Annotated in this window: 17 protein-coding genes; 13 read left to right on the top strand and 4 right to left on the bottom strand. The window is 66.4% G+C overall.

The features are described 5' to 3' along the window. Positions 1–10 precede the first annotated feature (10 nt). From WCE05_RS05040 to WCE05_RS05055, 4 genes are read right to left on the bottom strand one after another with little or no spacing between them, the layout of a single operon-like run. On the bottom strand, positions 11–2,071 hold the full coding sequence (locus WCE05_RS05040) for a methyl-accepting chemotaxis protein (RefSeq protein ID WP_225788853.1): 2,061 nt from the start codon (positions 2,069–2,071) through the stop codon (positions 11–13). 10 nt (positions 2,072–2,081) lie between these two features. Beyond that, positions 2,082–2,636: a chemotaxis protein CheW gene (locus WCE05_RS05045; protein WP_225788852.1), complete on the bottom strand. Its 555-nt coding sequence runs from the start codon at positions 2,634–2,636 to the stop codon at positions 2,082–2,084. After that, a complete protein-coding gene (gene pilH / locus WCE05_RS05050; RefSeq protein WP_225788851.1) occupies positions 2,633–2,998 on the bottom strand; it encodes a twitching motility response regulator PilH in 366 nt (121 codons plus the stop codon). Before pilH ends, WCE05_RS05045 begins: the two co-directional genes overlap by 4 nt. A gap of 47 nt (positions 2,999–3,045) precedes the next feature. Next, entirely contained in the window at positions 3,046–3,447 is a 402-nt protein-coding gene (locus WCE05_RS05055) for a PleD family two-component system response regulator (protein WP_225788850.1), read from the bottom strand. Positions 3,448–3,714: 267 nt separating this feature from the next. Between WCE05_RS05055 and gshB the strand changes: the two genes are divergently transcribed. From gshB to phaC (WCE05_RS05120), 13 genes are all read left to right on the top strand, one after another. Continuing rightward, positions 3,715–4,668 carry a glutathione synthase gene (gene gshB, locus WCE05_RS05060; protein WP_225788849.1) on the top strand — a complete coding sequence of 318 codons (954 nt, stop codon included), beginning with the start codon at positions 3,715–3,717 and terminating at the stop codon, positions 4,666–4,668. A gap of 146 nt (positions 4,669–4,814) precedes the next feature. Beyond that, positions 4,815–5,714, top strand: a complete 900-nt coding sequence (locus tag WCE05_RS05065) for an energy transducer TonB (RefSeq protein ID WP_253102780.1) — start codon at positions 4,815–4,817, stop codon at positions 5,712–5,714. A gap of 61 nt (positions 5,715–5,775) precedes the next feature. Next, positions 5,776–6,345, top strand: a complete 570-nt coding sequence (locus WCE05_RS05070) for a YqgE/AlgH family protein (protein ID WP_225788847.1) — start codon at positions 5,776–5,778, stop codon at positions 6,343–6,345. After that, positions 6,345–6,776, top strand: coding sequence for a Holliday junction resolvase RuvX (gene ruvX / locus WCE05_RS05075; protein WP_225788846.1), 432 nt, complete (start codon positions 6,345–6,347; stop codon positions 6,774–6,776). The genes WCE05_RS05070 and ruvX overlap by 1 nt, the downstream gene beginning before the upstream one ends. Before the next feature lie 48 nt (positions 6,777–6,824). Further along, complete coding sequence (pyrR, locus tag WCE05_RS05080; protein WP_225788845.1) at positions 6,825–7,343, top strand: bifunctional pyr operon transcriptional regulator/uracil phosphoribosyltransferase PyrR; 519 nt, start codon at positions 6,825–6,827, stop codon at positions 7,341–7,343. Between the two features lie 12 nt (positions 7,344–7,355). Next, complete coding sequence (locus tag WCE05_RS05085; protein ID WP_368815531.1) at positions 7,356–8,360, top strand: aspartate carbamoyltransferase catalytic subunit; 1,005 nt, start codon at positions 7,356–7,358, stop codon at positions 8,358–8,360. After that, positions 8,357–9,634, top strand: coding sequence for a dihydroorotase (locus WCE05_RS05090; RefSeq protein ID WP_368815532.1), 1,278 nt, complete (start codon positions 8,357–8,359; stop codon positions 9,632–9,634). Before WCE05_RS05085 ends, WCE05_RS05090 begins: the two co-directional genes overlap by 4 nt. Positions 9,635–9,784: 150 nt before the next feature. After that, entirely contained in the window at positions 9,785–10,315 is a 531-nt protein-coding gene (hslV, locus tag WCE05_RS05095) for an ATP-dependent protease subunit HslV (RefSeq protein ID WP_043207181.1), read from the top strand. Positions 10,316–10,388: 73 nt separating this feature from the next. Then, complete coding sequence (hslU, locus tag WCE05_RS05100) at positions 10,389–11,732, top strand: ATP-dependent protease ATPase subunit HslU (RefSeq protein ID WP_225788842.1); 1,344 nt, start codon at positions 10,389–10,391, stop codon at positions 11,730–11,732. Positions 11,733–11,877: 145 nt separating this feature from the next. Next, positions 11,878–12,255 carry a gamma-butyrobetaine hydroxylase-like domain-containing protein gene (locus tag WCE05_RS05105; protein ID WP_368815533.1) on the top strand — a complete coding sequence of 126 codons (378 nt, stop codon included), beginning with the start codon at positions 11,878–11,880 and terminating at the stop codon, positions 12,253–12,255. A gap of 352 nt (positions 12,256–12,607) precedes the next feature. Continuing rightward, positions 12,608–14,287 (top strand): class II poly(R)-hydroxyalkanoic acid synthase, encoded by a 1,680-nt coding sequence (phaC, locus tag WCE05_RS05110; protein WP_225788840.1) that lies wholly within the window; start codon positions 12,608–12,610, stop codon positions 14,285–14,287. A gap of 63 nt (positions 14,288–14,350) precedes the next feature. Next, positions 14,351–15,202: a poly(3-hydroxyalkanoate) depolymerase gene (gene phaZ / locus WCE05_RS05115; RefSeq protein ID WP_225788839.1), complete on the top strand. Its 852-nt coding sequence runs from the start codon at positions 14,351–14,353 to the stop codon at positions 15,200–15,202. 60 nt (positions 15,203–15,262) lie between these two features. After that, on the top strand, positions 15,263–16,945 hold the full coding sequence (gene phaC, locus WCE05_RS05120; RefSeq protein ID WP_225788838.1) for a class II poly(R)-hydroxyalkanoic acid synthase: 1,683 nt from the start codon (positions 15,263–15,265) through the stop codon (positions 16,943–16,945). The last annotated feature ends 2 nt before the right edge of the window (positions 16,946–16,947 follow it).

Raw genomic sequence — 16,947 nt, forward strand, 5'->3', positions numbered from 1 at the left:
CGGTGGCTCCTCAAGGTCGCTCGGCAGGCGCCGGCAGGGTGAAACCGGACACCGAGCGGCGCATTTCACTGGCCATGCGTGCCAAGTGGCGGATGCTGTCGGCGGTGGCGCCGGAGCCGGCGGAAGTCTGCGCGGTGATCTGCTGGATCACCGCCATGGTGTGGGAGATCTGACCGGCCGAGGACGTCTGCAACTGGGCAGCATCCGAGATGCTGTGGATCAGTTCGGCCAAGGTCTGCGATACCCCCTCGATCTCCGCCAGGGCAACGCCGGCGTCCTGGGCCAGGCGGGCCCCACGCACCACCTCGGCGGTGGTCTGCTCCATGGAGATCACGGCCTCGTTGGTGTCGGCCTGGATGGTCCGCACCAGCGCCTCGATCTGCCGGGTGGCCGACGACGAGCGCTCGGCCAGGCGCTGCACCTCGTCGGCGACCACGGCGAAGCCGCGTCCGGCCTCGCCGGCGAGCGAGGCCTGGATCGCCGCGTTAAGGGCCAGGATGTTGGTCTGGTCGGCAATGTCGTCGATCAGGCTGACGATATCGCCGATTTCCTGGGAAGACTCGCCAAGCCGCTTGATCCGCTTGGCGGTGTCCTGGATCTGCTCGCGGATGTTGTCCATGCCCTGGATGGTGTTGTGCACCACCTCGTTGCCCTTGTTGGCAATGGCGACCGAACGCTCGGCCACCTTGGCCGACTCGTAGGCATGGGCCGAGACCCGGTCGATCGACTCGACCATATCGCCCACCGCCAGCGAGGCCTCGCTGATCTGCTCGGCCTGGTGCTCCGAGGCCTTGGCCAGCTGGCGCGCGGTGTTCTGGGTGTCCTGCACCGCGGCGGCGACCTGCTCGGCGCTGTGATTGATGGTCACCACCAGGTCGCGCAACTGGTCGACCGAGTAGTTGATCGAGTCGGCGATGGCGCCGGTGAAGTCCTCGGTGACCGAGACAGTGACGGTCAGGTCGCCGTCGGCCAGCTCCTCGATCTCGTCGAGCAGGCGCATGATCGCCTGCTGGTTGCGTTCGTTCTTCTCGGCGGTGTCGCGCAACTGGCGACGGGTGGTGCGGACCATCACCAGGCCGATGAGGATGATCGACGCCAGCGCCAGCAGGCCTAGGGCGTAGCCGCCGACGGTGTCGAGGGTGCGCCCGTTGGCCAGGTTCTCGAAGCCGTTGGCCAGGTGCGAGGCCTCGTCGAGCAGGGTCTGCGACAGGCTGAAGATGTTGCCGGCCGCCTCGCGTACGCGAAACAGCTCGGGCGAGGTCTCGAGGATCTCGTCCACCGAGCCTGCGACGAACTGGAACAGCTCGGCGATCTCCGCCAGGCGGGCGCGGGCATCCGGGTCCTCGACCTTGGTCACCTGGATCGCCGGGTTGCCCCCGAGCATGCCTTCGAGCACCTGGCCGAAGCGGCTGGCGTCGCGGCCGAAGGCATCGGCGGCCTGGGCCGCACTGTCGTCCCCGGCCAGCACGGTATTGACCGAGCCGAGGATGCGCTCGGCGAGCAGCAACTGGCGCTGGGCCACGGCCACCTGGTTGGCGGGCGCACCGCTCTGCAACAGAATCTCCACCACCTTCTCGTACTCGACCTGCAGCTGCGGCACGGTCTCGGCCAGGGTCGCCGCCACCTGGTGCAGGGACAGCACGGTCTGCTCGCTGGCCAGGATGGTGTCGGTGTTCTTGCGCAGGTTCTCCCAGTCCTGGTGCACGGCGGCCATCTCGTCGCGCACGGTTGTCGGTGCCGGCGGCAGGCCGGTGGCCTTGTCGCCCTCGCGCAGGTAGCTCCAACGCCGCTCGAAGTCGTTGCGCGCATCGCTCAGCAGCTTGAAGGCCAGAGCCTTGCCGGTCGCCGCCTCGGTGGCGTTCTTGGCGATACGCTGGGACAGCACCCGTAACTCGCCGGCGTGGCCGATGTACTGCTTGTCGTAGGTGGACTGGGTATTGAGGTAGGCGAAGTTGGCGAACAGCAGGATGATCGACAGGATCAGCACCACGAACAGCACGGTGATCTGCGCACTGCTACGGGCACGCGGCGTCACGGCTGGTGGGGTGACGGGGGTGACGGGCTTGTTCACGGTCGGTCCTCTACAACGCCACATCGAGAAAGCCCGGCGCCTGGGCCAGGGCGAACGGGCTGAAGATCGCCCAGTTGCGCTCACGGGGGAAATGCCCCTGGACGAAGGGCGCCGCGGCATGCAGCAGCGGCTGCGGCGGCGCCAGCTCCAGGCTGCTCAGGGCAAAGTGCTGCAACCCCAGCACCTCGTCCACCAGCAGGCCGGCGAACAGTTCCTCGTGGTCCAGCACCAGCACCCGGCGCTGCTTGCCCGGCGCCGCCGGGCCGAGGCCGAAGAAGGCACACAGGTCCATCACCGGCAACAGCCGGCCACGCAGGTTGGCCACGCCGCTGACCCATGGCTGCACGCCTGGCACCCGGCTGCTGCGCGGCTCGCGCAATACCTCGGCGACTTCGCCCATGGGCGCCACGAACCACTGCCCGGCGATGCGAAAGCCGATGCCACTCCAGTGTTGCACCCGGGTGTCCTGGAGGGGCTGGTCGGCCACCAGCAGGCGGCAGCGCCGGTCGATGTCCAGCAACAGCTCGAAGGCGGTCAGCGACGCGCCGTGGGGGCGGGTGGTCAAACCTTGAGCACTTCTTGCAGCTTGCCGATCAGCGCGGCCTCTTCCACCGGCTTGGTCAGGAAGTCGCGGGCGCCCTGGCGCTTGGCCCAGATCCGGTCGGTTTCCTGGTCCTTGGTGGTGACCACGATCACCGGAATGGCGCTGGTCTCGGCGTCCTTGCTCAACTGGCGGGTGGCCTGGAAGCCATTCATGCCGGGCATGACGATGTCCATCAGCACCGCATCGGGCTTTTCCTGGCGGGCCAGGGCCACGCCGTCGGCGCCGTTGTCGGCCTTGAGCACCTGGTACCCGTGCTTTTCCAGCCAGGCAGTCAGTTTGTACATTTCTGTCGGCGAGTCGTCGACAATCAGAACTCGGGCCATGCTGTTTCCCCATCAAAGGAAAGAAGACACCGCCATGGCGGACGGGGTCAGGGTGCGTGTTGTGCCTGCACGGCGAACCCGGGCACGTGAGCCCTGATCGCATCGAGCAGTTCTTCCTTGCTAAATGGTTTGGTCAGGAACTGGTCGGAGCCGACCACCCGGCCGCGGGCCTTGTCGAACAGGCCATCGCGCGAGGACAGCAGGATCACCGGGGTATCCTTGAAGGCGCTGTTGTGCTTGATCACCGCGCAGGTCTGGTAGCCGTCCAGGCGTGGCATCAGGACATCGACGAAGATGATCTGTGGCTTGTGGTCGACGATCTTGGCCAGGGCATCGAAGCCATCGCTGGCGGTGATCACCTCGCAGCCCGCCTCGCCGAGCAACATCTGGGCGGTGCGGCGGATCGTGCGCGAGTCGTCGATCACCATCACCTTCAGGGGTTGTTCCATATCTTCGCTACCATCGATGCTCGCGGAGAGCGGCAAGCTTCAGGCCTCAAGCGCCAAGCTTCAAGCGGCAAGAAAAAGCGGATCGGGGCATGGCGGGCCTTTTCTTGCAGCTTGGGGCTTGCAGCTTGAAGCTGTGGGCATTTTTAGCACACTCCGGATAGCCATTCCATCTGCCCGGCCCTTGACCATCCGCGCTCGCGGCGCCACCCTGAACCACTTTTGTCTTAGAGCCATCGCGGCCCAGGTGCCGCCAAGAGGAATTCACCCATGAGCGTTCGCCTCGGGATTGTCATGGACCCCATCGCGTCCATTTCCTACAAGAAGGACAGCTCGCTGGCCATGCTGCTGGCGGCCCAGGAGCGCGGCTGGACCCTGTTCTACATGGAACAGCGTGACCTTTACCTGGGCGCCGGCCAGGCCCGTGCGCAGATGCGCCCGCTGACCGTGTTCGCCGACCCGGCACGCTGGTTCGAGCTGGGCGAGGAGCAGGACTGCGCCCTGGCCGAGCTCGACGTGATCCTGATGCGCAAGGACCCCCCCTTCGACATGGAGTTCGTCTACAGCACCTACCTGCTGGAGCAGGCCGAGGCCGAGGGCGTGCTGGTGGTCAACCGCCCGCAGAGCCTGCGCGACTGCAACGAGAAACTGTTCGCCACGCGCTTCCCGCAGTGCATGGCGCCGACCCTGGTCAGCCGCCGCGCCGACATCCTGCGTGAGTTCGCCACCACCCATGGCGACGTGATCCTCAAGCCGCTGGACGGCATGGGCGGCGCCTCGGTATTCCGCCACCGCCCAGGCGACCCCAACCTCTCGGTGATCCTCGAGACCCTGACCCAGCACGGCAGCCAGCAGATCATGGCCCAGGCCTTCCTGCCGGCGATCAAGGACGGTGACAAACGCATCCTGATGATCGACGGCGAACCGGTGCCCTACTGCCTGGCGCGCATCCCGGCCAGCGGCGAGACCCGTGGCAACCTGGCCGCCGGCGGCCGTGGCGAGGCCCGCCCGCTGAGCGAGCGCGACCGCTGGATCGCCGCCCAGGTCGGCCCGACCCTGCGCGAGAAGGGCCTGCTGTTCGTCGGCCTGGATGTGATCGGCGACTACCTCACCGAGATCAACGTCACCAGCCCGACCTGCATCCGCGAGATCGACGCCGCCTACGACACCCGCATCGGCGCCCAACTGATGGACGCCATTGATCGCAAGCTCAAGGCGCACTGACCACCGACGCGGAGCAAACGCGCGCAGTGGGGTATGATACGCAGCCGCAAGCTTCGGGCTGCAAGCCGCAAGAAAACGCGGGCCTGCGCCTGGCCGCCGCTACTTGAAGCTTGCAGCTCTAGCTTGAAGCTGACTGTGGATACCTGATGACGTTGCCCGCCGACATCCCCGCCGACCTGCTGCCACCCCGCGTTCGCCCGGTGGACCGGCTCGGCTTCACCCTGTTCCTGGCTGCGCTGGTGCACCTGGCACTGATCCTCGGCGTGGGCTTCACCGTGGTCAAGCCGGCCGAAATCCGCCACACCATGGACATCACCCTGGCCACCTTCAAGAGCGAGAAGCCGCCGCAGAAGGCTGACTTCCAGGCCCAGGACGACCAGCAGGGCAGTGGCACCCTGGAGAAGAAGGCGGTGCCCAAGACCACCGAGGTCGCGCCGTTCCAGGACAGCAAGATCAACAAGGTCACCCCGCCGCCGGCGGCCAGACCCGAGACGCCACCTGCGCCGAAAAAATCCGCGGTGGCCACCCAGGCACCCAAGCCGCACAAGGTGGAGCCCAAGCCCAAGGAAAGCAAGCCGCGGCCCAAGCCCCAGGCGGCGGTGCCGGAGTTCGACAGTTCGCAGTTGTCCAGCCAGATCGCCAGCCTCGAGGCGGAGCTGTCCCAGGAGCAGCAGCTGTACGCCAAGCGCCCGCGCATCCACCGCCTCAACGCGGCCTCGACGATGCGCGACAAGGGTGCCTGGTACAAGGAGGAGTGGCGCAAGAAGGTCGAGCGGGTCGGCAATCTCAACTACCCCGAGCAGGCCCGCCGCCAGCAGATCTACGGCAACCTGCGGATGATGGTGTCGATCAACCGCGACGGTTCGCTGTACGAGGTGCTGGTCCTGGAGTCCTCCGGCCAGCCGGTGCTCGACCAGGCGGCCCAGCGTATCGTCCGTCTGGCAGCGCCGTTCGCACCGTTCACCGGCGACCTGGCGGAGTTCGACCGGCTGGAAATCATCCGCACCTGGCGCTTCGCCCGCGGTGACCGGTTGTCCAGCAACTAGCTTGAAGCTCGAAACGTGGTGGAGCTTGAAGCCAAGCCCACCTGACGCCACACTATCACCCATGAAAACCCTCAACCCGAGCTACCTCAAGCATCAGTTCCTGATCGCCATGCCACACATGGCCGATCCGAACTTTGCCCAGACCCTGACCTACATCGTCGAGCACAACGCCAACGGCGCCATGGGCCTGGTGGTCAATCGCCCGCAGGAGCTGAACCTGGCCGACATCCTGGAGCAGTTGCGCCCGGACGAAGAGCCGCCCGTCAGCACCCTGCAGATCCCGATCTACCAGGGTGGCCCGGTGCAGACCGACCGCGGCTTCGTGCTGCACACCAGCGAATGCAGCTACCAGGCCACCGTCGAGCTGCAGGGGCTGTCGCTGTCCACCTCCCAGGACGTGCTGTTCGCCATCGCCGACGGCATCGGCCCCAAGCGCAGCCTGATCACCCTGGGCTACGCCGGCTGGGAAGCCGGCCAGCTGGAGGCCGAGCTTGCCGACAACGCCTGGCTCAACTGCCCGTTCGACCCGGAAATCATCTTCGGCCTGGCCAGCGACCTGCGCCTGGAGGCTGCCGCCGCCAGCCTGGGGATCAACCTCAGCCTGCTGACCAGCCAGGCGGGCCACGCCTGATGGCCGAACTGCGCCTGCTGCTGGGCTTCGACTACGGCAGCAAACAGATCGGCGTGGCCGTCGGCCAGGTGATCACCGGCCAGGCCCGCGAGTTGTGCACCCTGAAGGCGCAGAACGGCGTGCCGGACTGGGCCCAGGTGGAAAAACTGATCGACGAATGGAAACCCGACGCCATCGTCGTCGGCCTGCCGCTGAACATGGATGGCACGCCCAGCGAGATGAGCGCCCGTGCCGAGAAATTCGCCCGCCGCCTGCACGGCCGCTACAACCTGCCGGTGCACACCCACGACGAGCGCCTGACCACCTTCGAGGCCAAGGGCGAACGCCTGGCCCGCGGTGGTCAGCGCGGCAGCTACCGCGACAACCCGGTCGACGCCATCGCCGCCGCCCTGCTCCTGCAAGGCTGGCTGGAGGCCAACACCGGGCACTAACCCATCCGCTTTGCAGCCGGGCCAACCCGGCGCCCCGAGGAGCACGCAATGAGCCTACCCAATCCCGCCGACCTGATCCGGCAGATGGCCGTCGACCTTCGCGCCCACCTGGCCCGTCGCAACATCGCCGAGCCGCGCTTCATCGGCATCCGCACCGGCGGCGTGTGGGTGGCCCAGGCCCTGCAGCAGGCACTGGGCGACAGCAGCGCGCTGGGCACCCTGGACGTGTCCTTCTACCGCGACGACTTCAGCCAGAACGGCCTGCACCCGCAGGTACGCCCGTCGGAACTGCCCTTCGAGGTCGAGGGCCAGCACCTGGTGCTGGTGGACGACGTGCTGATGAGCGGTCGCACTATCCGCGCCGCCCTCAACGAACTGTTCGACTACGGCCGTCCGGCCAGCGTGACCTTGGTCTGCTTGCTCGACCTGGATGCCGGCGAACTGCCGATCCGCCCCAACGTGCTCGGCGCTACCTTGTCACTGGCGCCCAATGAACGGGTAAAATTGACCGGACCCGCACCGCTCGCCCTCGAGCGCCAGGACCTCGCCACCGCTTCCGCCCTTTAAGAGTCCCTCGCGATGACGCCATTCGACGCCAAGCGCCCGCTGCAGCTCAATGACCAGGGCCAGCTGCGCCACTTTCTCTCACTCGACGGTTTGCCCCGCGAACTGCTGACCGAGATCCTCGACACCGCCGACTCCTTCCTGGAAGTCGGCGCCCGGGCCGTGAAGAAAGTCCCGTTGCTGCGCGGCAAGACCGTGTGCAACGTGTTCTTCGAGAACTCGACCCGCACCCGCACCACTTTCGAACTGGCCGCCCAGCGCCTGTCGGCCGACGTGATCAGCCTGAACGTGTCGACCTCCTCGACCAGCAAGGGCGAGACCCTGTTCGACACCCTGCGCAACCTGGAGGCCATGGCCGCCGACATGTTCGTCGTGCGCCACTCCGACTCCGGCGCTGCGCACTTCATCGCCGAGCACGTGTGCCCGGACGTGGCGGTGATCAACGGCGGCGATGGCCGCCACGCGCACCCGACCCAGGGCATGCTCGACATGCTGACCATCCGTCGCCACAAGGGCAGCTTCGAGAACCTCTCGGTGGCCATCGTCGGCGATATCCTGCATTCGCGGGTGGCCCGCTCGAACATGCTGGCACTCAAGGCCCTTGGCTGCCCCGACATCCGCGTGATCGGCCCGAAGACCCTGCTACCGGTGGGCGTCGAGCAATACGGCGTGAAGGTCTACAGCGACCTGGCCCAGGGCCTGAAGGACGTCGACGTGGTGATCATGCTGCGCCTGCAGCGTGAACGCATGGCCGGTGGCCTGCTGCCCAGCGAAGGCGAGTTCTACCGCCTGTTCGGCCTGACCACCGCGCGCCTGGCCGCCGCCAAGCCCGACGCCATCGTCATGCACCCGGGGCCGATCAACCGCGGCGTGGAGATCGAGTCGGCGGTGGCCGACAGCGCCCAGTCGGTGATCCTCAACCAGGTCACCTACGGCATCGCCGTGCGCATGGCCGTGCTGTCCATGGCCATGAGCGGCCAGGCCGCGCAACGTCAACTCGACCAGGAGAACGCCCTGTGAGCATCAGCATTCTTGGCGCCCGGGTCATCGACCCCAACAGCGGCCTGGACCAGATCACCGACCTGCACCTGGACGGCGGCCGCCTCCACGTCATCGGCGCCGCACCGGCCGGCTTCAGCGCCAGCCGCACGATCCAGGCCGATGGCCTGGTCGCCGCTCCTGGCCTGGTCGACCTCGACGTCGCCCTGCGCGAGCCGGGCTACAGCCGCAAGGGCAACATCGCCAGCGAGACCCGCGCCGCCGTCGCCGGTGGCGTCACCAGCCTGTGCTGCCCGCCGCTGACCCGCCCGGTGCTGGACACCTCGGCAGTCGCCGAGCTGATCCTCGACCGTGCGCGCGAGGCCGGCAACAGCAAGGTCTACCCGATCGGCGCCCTGACCAAGGGCCTGGAGGGCGAGCAACTGGCCGAACTGGTGGCGCTGCGCGACACGGGCTGCGTGGCCTTCGGCAACGGCCTGCAGGGCATCGCCAACAACCGCACCCTGGTACGTGCCCTGGAGTACGCCGCCACCTTCGACCTTACCGTGGTGTTCCACTCCCAGGACCGCGACCTGGCCCAGGGCGGCCTGGCCCACGAAGGCGCCATGGCCAGCTTCCTCGGCCTTTCGGGCATCCCGGAAACTGCCGAAACCGTGGCCCTGGCACGCAACCTGCTGCTGGTCGAGCAGACCGGCGTGCGCGCGCACTTCACGCAGATCACCAGCGCCCGCGGCGCGCGCCTGATCGCCCAGGCCCAGCAGTTGGGCCTGCCGGTCACCGCCGACGTGGCCCTGTACCAGCTGATTCTTACCGACGAGGCCCTGCGCGACTTCTCCAGCCTGTACCACGTGCAACCGCCGCTGCGCACCGCCGCTGACCGCGACGGCCTGCGCGAGGCGGTGAAGGCCGGGGTGATCCAGGCGATCTCCAGCCACCACCAACCCCATGAGCGCGACGCCAAGCTGGCGCCGTTCGGCGCCACCGAGCCGGGCATCAGCAGCGTCGAGCTGCTGCTGCCGCTGGCCATGACCCTGGTCGAGGACGGCCTGCTCGACCTGCCGACCCTGCTGGCCCGCTTGACCTGCGGCCCGGCGGCAGCCCTGCGCCTGCCCGCCGGTGAACTGAAGGTAGGCGCCGCGGCAGACCTGGTGCTGTTCGATCCGAAGGCCTCGACCGTGGCCGGCGAGCAATGGTACTCGCGCGGCGAGAACTGCCCGTTCATCGGCCACTGCCTGCCGGGTGCGGTGCGTTATACCTTGGTCGATGGGCACCTCTGCCACGAGAGCCAACCGTAAGCTGCGAGCTACAAGCGGCAAGAGAGAAAGCAGGGCCTCCACCGATCCGCTTTTTCTCACCGCTTGTAGCTTGGCGCTTGAAACTGCTCCCCCCTCCCCCCATATGAGTCTGCAACAGGCATTTTCGCCCCGCTGCGTGGAGACTCTCCCTTGACTACCATCGTTTCAGTTCGCCGCCACGGCAAAGTCGTCATGGGCGGCGACGGCCAGGTTTCCCTCGGCAACACCGTGATGAAAGGCAACGCCAAGAAGGTCCGTCGCCTGTACCACGGCCAGGTCATCGCCGGCTTCGCCGGTGCCACCGCCGACGCCTTCACCCTCTTCGAGCGGTTCGAAGGCCAATTGGAGAAACACCAGGGCCACCTGATACGCGCCGCCGTCGAACTGGCCAAGGAATGGCGCACCGACCGTTCCCTGAGCCGCCTGGAAGCCATGCTCGCGGTCGCCAACAAGGACGCTTCGCTGATCATCACCGGCAACGGCGACGTGGTCGAACCCGAAGACGGCCTGATCGCCATGGGCTCCGGCGGCGCCTACGCCCAGGCCGCAGCCCGCGCCCTGCTGAACAAGACCGACCTCTCGGCCCGCGAAATCGCCGAGACCGCCCTGAACATCGCCGGCGACATCTGCGTGTTCACCAACCACAACCTGACCATCGAGGAGCAGGACCTGGCCGAGTGATCAGCTGTTCTGGCGTCCCGCTCGCAGCGGGACTTTTCCACGCTGATCACGCCGCCCGAGGACCATATTCATCATGTCCATGACCCCCCGCGAAATCGTCCACGAACTCAACCGCCACATCATCGGCCAGGACGACGCCAAGCGCGCCGTGGCCATCGCCCTGCGCAACCGCTGGCGGCGCATGCAGCTGCCTGCCGAACTGCGCAGCGAAGTCACGCCGAAGAACATCCTGATGATCGGCCCCACCGGCGTCGGCAAGACCGAGATCGCCCGCCGCCTGGCCAAACTGGCCAACGCGCCGTTCATCAAGGTCGAGGCGACCAAGTTCACCGAGGTTGGCTATGTTGGCCGCGATGTCGAGTCGATCGTCCGTGACCTGGCCGACGCCGCGCTGAAGATGCTCCGCGAGCAGGAGATCATCCGCGTGCGCCACCGCGCCGAGGACGCCGCCGAGGACCGCATCCTCGACGCCCTGCTGCCCCAGGCCCGGGTCAGCAGCTTCACCGAGGAGGCATCGCAGTCGAGCGCCGACTCCAACACCCGCCAGCTGTTCCGCAAGCGCCTGCGCGAAGGCCAACTGGACGACAAGGAAATCGAGATCGAAGTGGCCGAGTCCATGGGTGTCGAGATCGCCGCGCCGCCCGGCATGGAAGAAATGACCAACCAGCTGCAGAGCCTGTTCGCCAACATGGGCAAGGGCCGCCGCAAGGCACGCAAGCTCAAGGTCAAGGAAGCGCTGAAGATGGTCCGCGACGAGGAAGCCAGCCGCCTGGTCAACGAGGAAGAGCTCAAGGCCAAGGCCCTGGAAGCGGTCGAGCAGCACGGCATCGTGTTCATCGACGAGATCGACAAGGTGGCCAAGCGCGGCAACGTCGGCGGCGCCGATGTCTCCCGCGAGGGCGTGCAGCGCGACCTGCTGCCGCTGATCGAGGGCTGCACCGTCAACACCAAGCTGGGCATGGTCAAGACCGACCACATCCTGTTCATCGCCTCCGGCGCCTTCCACCTGAGCAAGCCGAGCGACCTGGTGCCCGAGCTGCAAGGCCGCCTGCCGATCCGTGTCGAGCTCAAGGCGCTGACCCCGGAAGATTTCGAGCGCATCCTGCAGGAGCCGCACGCCTCGCTGACCGAGCAGTACCGCGAACTGCTCAAGACCGAAGGCCTGAACATCGAGTTCGCCGCCGACGGCATCAAGCGCCTGGCCGAGATCGCCTACCAGGTCAACGAGAAGACCGAGAACATCGGTGCCCGCCGCCTGCACACCCTGCTCGAGCGCCTGCTCGAAGAGGTGTCGTTCAGCGCCGGCGACCTGGCCAGCGCCCACGACGAAGCGCCGATCCGTATCGATGCGGCCTACGTGAACAGCCACCTCGGTGAGCTGGCGCAGAACGAAGACCTGTCGCGCTACATCCTCTGAAGACCGAGCGGCAAGCTGCAAGCTGATTTCGCTTGCAGCTCGACGCTCCCGAGAGCTACGCGACCGCATGATTTTTTCGCGGTGGCTTGAATATCGCCTCTTGTAGCTTGAAGCTTGAAGCTTGTAGCCCCAAGAGAAGAAGCCCATGGCCCGCCTGCCCACCGCCATCAACCTGCACAAAGCCTCCAGGACCCTCACCCTCACCTACGGCCCCGATGAGGTCTACCACCTGCCCGCCGAATTCCTGCGCGTGCACTCCCCCTCCGCCGAAGTCCAGGGCCACGGCAATCCGATCCTGCAATACGGCAAGCTCAACGTCGGCCTGACGGGCCTGGAGCCGGCTGGCCAATATGCACTGAAACTGACCTTCGACGACGGCCATGACAGCGGATTGTTCACCTGGGAATACCTCGAACAGCTGTGCCTGCGCCAGGAACAGCTGTGGGCCGAGTACCTCGATGAACTGCACAAGGCCGGCAAGTCGCGCGACCCGTCCGAGTCGATGGTGAAACTAATGCTCTAGCTCAAGGCCCCCAGGCTTTAGAGCGCATTTTCTAAACGCATCTGCTTGAATGCCTGATTGACGGCTCAGTGAAGGGCTGTCTTGCGCATTACATGAAAGTCGGGTAACCAATGGAGCTGGCAAGTTTCCTGCACCGTCTCGAGCACGGGCAGGGCTTGGCCGGTATGTAGAGGTCGCGAGCGAAAGCAGGCTGTCTTCACACGCAGAGAAACCCGCAGCTCATCGCCGAATGCATCCGGCCCGCAGCACCGCTGTTTCTTATCACTGGTCACCCGAGCAGCAGTACCGGGCAATCGTCTGTGTACCCGCCACAGCCAACCGGTACTCGTCTCAGGACAACGGAGCGTCGTAGATGAGTAACAAGAACAACGATGAGTTGCAGCGGCAAGCCTCGGAAAACACCCTGGGCCTGAACCCGGTCATCGGCATCCGCCGCAAGGACCTGCTGACATCGGCACGCACCGTGTTGCGCCAAGCCGTTCGCCAGCCGCTGCACAGCGCCAAGCACGTGGCGCATTTCGGCCTGGAATTGAAGAACGTCCTGCTGGGCAAGTCCGCCCTGCGCCCCGAGGGCGACGATCGTCGCTTCAACGACCCGGCCTGGAGCCAGAACCCGCTCTATCGCCGCTACCTGCAGACCTACCTGGCCTGGCGCAAGGAGCTGCACGACTGGATCGGCAACAGCGACCTCTCGCCCCAGGACATCAGCCGCGGCCAGTTCGTCATCAACCTGATGACCGAGGCCATGGCACCGACCAACACCCTGGCCAACCCGGCCGCAGTCAAGCGCTTCTTCGAAACCGGCGGCAAGAGCCTGCTGGACGGCCTGTCCAACCTGGCCAAGGACATGGTCAACAACGGCGGCATGCCCAGCCAGGTGAACATGGACGCCTTCGAGGTGGGCAAGAACCTGGGCACCAGCGAAGGCGCGGTGGTCTACCGCAACGACGTGCTGGAGCTGATCCAGTACCGCCCCATCACCGAGCAGGTGCACGCCCGCCCACTGCTGGTGGTGCCGCCGCAGATCAACAAGTTCTATGTCTTCGACCTGAGCCCGGAGAAGAGCCTGGCACGCTTCTGCCTGCGCTCCAACCAGCAGACCTTCATCATCAGCTGGCGCAACCCGACCAAGGCCCAGCGCGAGTGGGGCCTATCGACCTACATCGACGCGCTCAAGGAGGCCGTGGACGCGGTACTGGCGATCACCGGCAGCAAGGACCTGAACATGCTCGGCGCCTGCTCCGGCGGCATCACCTGCACCGCCCTGGTCGGCCATTACGCGGCACTGGGCGAGCACAAGGTCAACGCCCTCACCCTGCTGGTCAGCGTGCTGGACACCACGGTGGATACCCAGGTCGCGCTGTTCGTCGACGAGCAGACCCTCGAGGCGGCCAAGCGCCATTCCTACCAGGCCGGCGTGCTGGAAGGCAGCGACATGGCCAAGGTATTCGCCTGGATGCGCCCCAACGACCTGATCTGGAACTACTGGGTCAACAACTACCTGCTCGGCAACGAACCCCCGATCTTCGACATCCTGTTCTGGAACAACGACACCACGCGCCTGCCGGCGGCCTTCCACGGCGACCTGATCGAGATGTTCAAGAACAACCCGCTGACCCGCCCTGGCGCCCTGGAAGTTTGCGGCACGGCGATCGACCTCAAGCAGGTCCAGTGCGACATCTACAGCGTCGCCGGCACCGCCGACCACATCACCCCTTGGCAGTCGTGCTACCGCTCGGCGCACCTGTTCGGTGGCAAGATCGAGTTCGTGCTGTCCAACAGCGGCCATATCCAGAGCATTCTCAACCCGCCGGGCAACCCCAAGGCACGCTTCATGACCGGCGAGGACCGCCCGGACGACCCAGTGGCCTGGCAGGAGAATGCCGTCAAGCACGCCGACTCCTGGTGGCTGCACTGGCAGGCCTGGCTGGGCGAGCGTGCCGGTGATCTGAAAAAAGCGCCCACGCGCCTGGGCAATCGCGCCTATCCCGCAGGCGAGGCGGCGCCGGGGACCTACGTCCACGAGCGTTGAACCACGTCGCCATGGCCGCTCGCACGCAGGCCATGGCGCTTCACCCACCCATGAGTTCCGTGCATGCCGCAACCGTACATCTTCAGGACCGTCGAGCTGGACAACCAGTCCATCCGCACCGCCGTCCGCCCAGGCAAACCGCACCTGACGCCCTTGCTGATCTTCAACGGCATCGGTGCCAACCTGGAGCTGGTGTTCCCGTTCATCGAGGCGCTGGATCCGGACATCGAGGTCATCGCCTTCGACGTGCCGGGCGTCGGCGGCTCGTCCACGCCCCGCCACCCGTATCGCTTCCCGGGCCTGGCCAAGCTGACGGCGCGCATGCTCGATTACCTGGACTACGGCCAGGTCAATGTCATCGGCGTGTCCTGGGGCGGCGCGCTGGCCCAGCAGTTCGCCCATGACTACCCGGAGCGCTGCAAGAAGCTGGTGCTGGCCGCCACCGCCGCGGGCGCCTTCATGGTGCCCGGCAAGCCCAAGGTGCTGTGGATGATGGCCAGCCCCCGGCGCTACGTACAGCCCTCCCATGTGATCCGCATCGCCCCGTTGATCTACGGCGGTGGCTTTCGCCGCGACCCCGACCTGGCCCTGCACCATGCCGCCAAGGTGCGCTCCGGCGGCAAGATGGGCTACTACTGGCAGTTGTTCGCCGGCCTGGGCTGGACCAGCATCCACTGGTTGCACAAGATCCGCCAGCCCACCCTGGTGCTGGCCGGCGACGACGATCCGCTGATCCCCCTGATCAACATGCGCCTGTTGGCCTGGCGGATTCCCAACGCCCAGCTACACATAATCGACGACGGCCACCTGTTCCTGATCACCCGGGCCGAGGCCGTCGCCCCGATCATCATGAAGTTCCTCCAGCAAGAGCGTCAGCGCGCGGTCATGCACCCCCGCCCCGCTTCCGGTGGCTGAGGCCGCACCGGGCGCGCTCGATACAACCTGTGGATGATGGCCTGACGACGGAGTGTTGGCATGAAAGACAAAAAGGCAAAAGGGGTGCCCCCCGTCCCCGCCACGATGATCAATGTACAGAACGCCATCGCCGGCCTGCGCGGTCGCGACCTGATCTCCACCCTGCGCCACGTCGGCCGCCTTGGCCTGCGCAATCCGCTGCACACCGCCCATCATTTGCTGGCCCTGGGCGGCCAGTTGGGTCGAGTGATGCTGGGCGACACTCCGTACCAGCCCCACCCACGCGACAACCGCTTCAGCGACCCGACCTGGAGCCAGAACCCCTTCTACCGTCGCGGCCTGCAGGCCTACCTGGCCTGGCAGAAGCAGACCCGCCTGTGGATCGAGGAAAGCTCGCTGGACGATGACGACCGTGCCCGGGCGCACTTCTTGTTCAACCAGATCAACGACGCCCTGGCGCCGAGCAACTCGCTGCTCAACCCGCTGGCGGTCAAGGAGCTCTTCAACACCGGTGGCCAGAGCCTGGTCCGTGGCCTGGCCCACCTGCTCGACGACCTGCGCCACAACGACGGCCTGCCGCGCCAGGTGGACGAGCGCGCCTTCGAGGTCGGCGTCAACCTGGCCTGCACGCCGGGCGCGGTGGTGTTTCGCAACGAGCTGCTGGAGCTGATCCAGTACAAGCCGATGAGCGAGAAACAGCACGCCCGGCCGCTGCTGGTGGTACCGCCACAGATCAACAAGTTCTATATCTTCGACCTCGGGCCACACAATAGCTTCGTCCAGTACATGCTCAAGAACGGCCTGCAGGTGTTCATGGTCAGCTGGCGCAACCCCGACCCGCGCCACCGCGAATGGGGGTTCTCCAGTTACGTGCAGGCGCTGGAAGAGGCGCTCAATGCCTGCCGCAGCATCAGTGGCAACCGCGACCCCAACCTCATGGGCGCCTGCGCCGGTGGCCTGACCATGGCCGCCCTGCTAGGCCACCTGCAGGCCAAGCGCCAGTTGCGCCGGGTGCGCAGCGCCAGCTACCTGGTCAGTTTGCTCGACAGTCAGTTCGACAGCCCCGCCAGCCTGTTCGCCGACGAACAGACCATCGAGGCGGCCAAGCGTCGCTCGTACCAGCGCGGTGTGCTGGACGGCGGCGAGGTGGCGCGAATCTTCGCCTGGATGCGGCCCAACGACCTGATCTGGAACTACTGGGTCAACAACTACCTGCTCGGCAAGACGCCGCCGGCCTTCGACATCCTCTACTGGAACGCCGACAACACCCGCCTGCCTGCCGCCCTGCATGGCGAGTTGCTGGATTTTTTCAAGCTCAACCCGCTGACCCAGCCGGGTGGTCTGGAGGTGTGCGGCACGCCGATCGACCTCGGCCAGGTCACCATCGACAGCTTCACCGTGGCCGGCAGCAACGATCACATCACGCCGTGGGACGCGGTGTACCGCTCGGCTCTGCTGCTCGGCGGCGAGCGGCGCTTCGTACTGGCCAACAGCGGGCATATCCAGAGCATCATCAACCCACCCGGCAACCCCAAGGCCTACTACCTGCATAACTCCAGGCTGTCCAGCGACCCGCGGGCCTGGTTCCACGATGCCACGCGCAGCGACGGCAGCTGGTGGCCGTTGTGGCTGGAGTGGATCTGCCAACGCTCCGGCCCCCTCAAGGCGCCGCGCGTGGAGCTGGGCAACGCCACCTACCCGGTGCTGGGCCCCGCGCCAGGCAGCTACGTGCTGGCGCGCTGAAC

Source organism: Pseudomonas sp. I2 (assembly GCF_040984075.1).
Taxonomy (GTDB): domain Bacteria; phylum Pseudomonadota; class Gammaproteobacteria; order Pseudomonadales; family Pseudomonadaceae; genus Aquipseudomonas; species Aquipseudomonas guariconensis_B.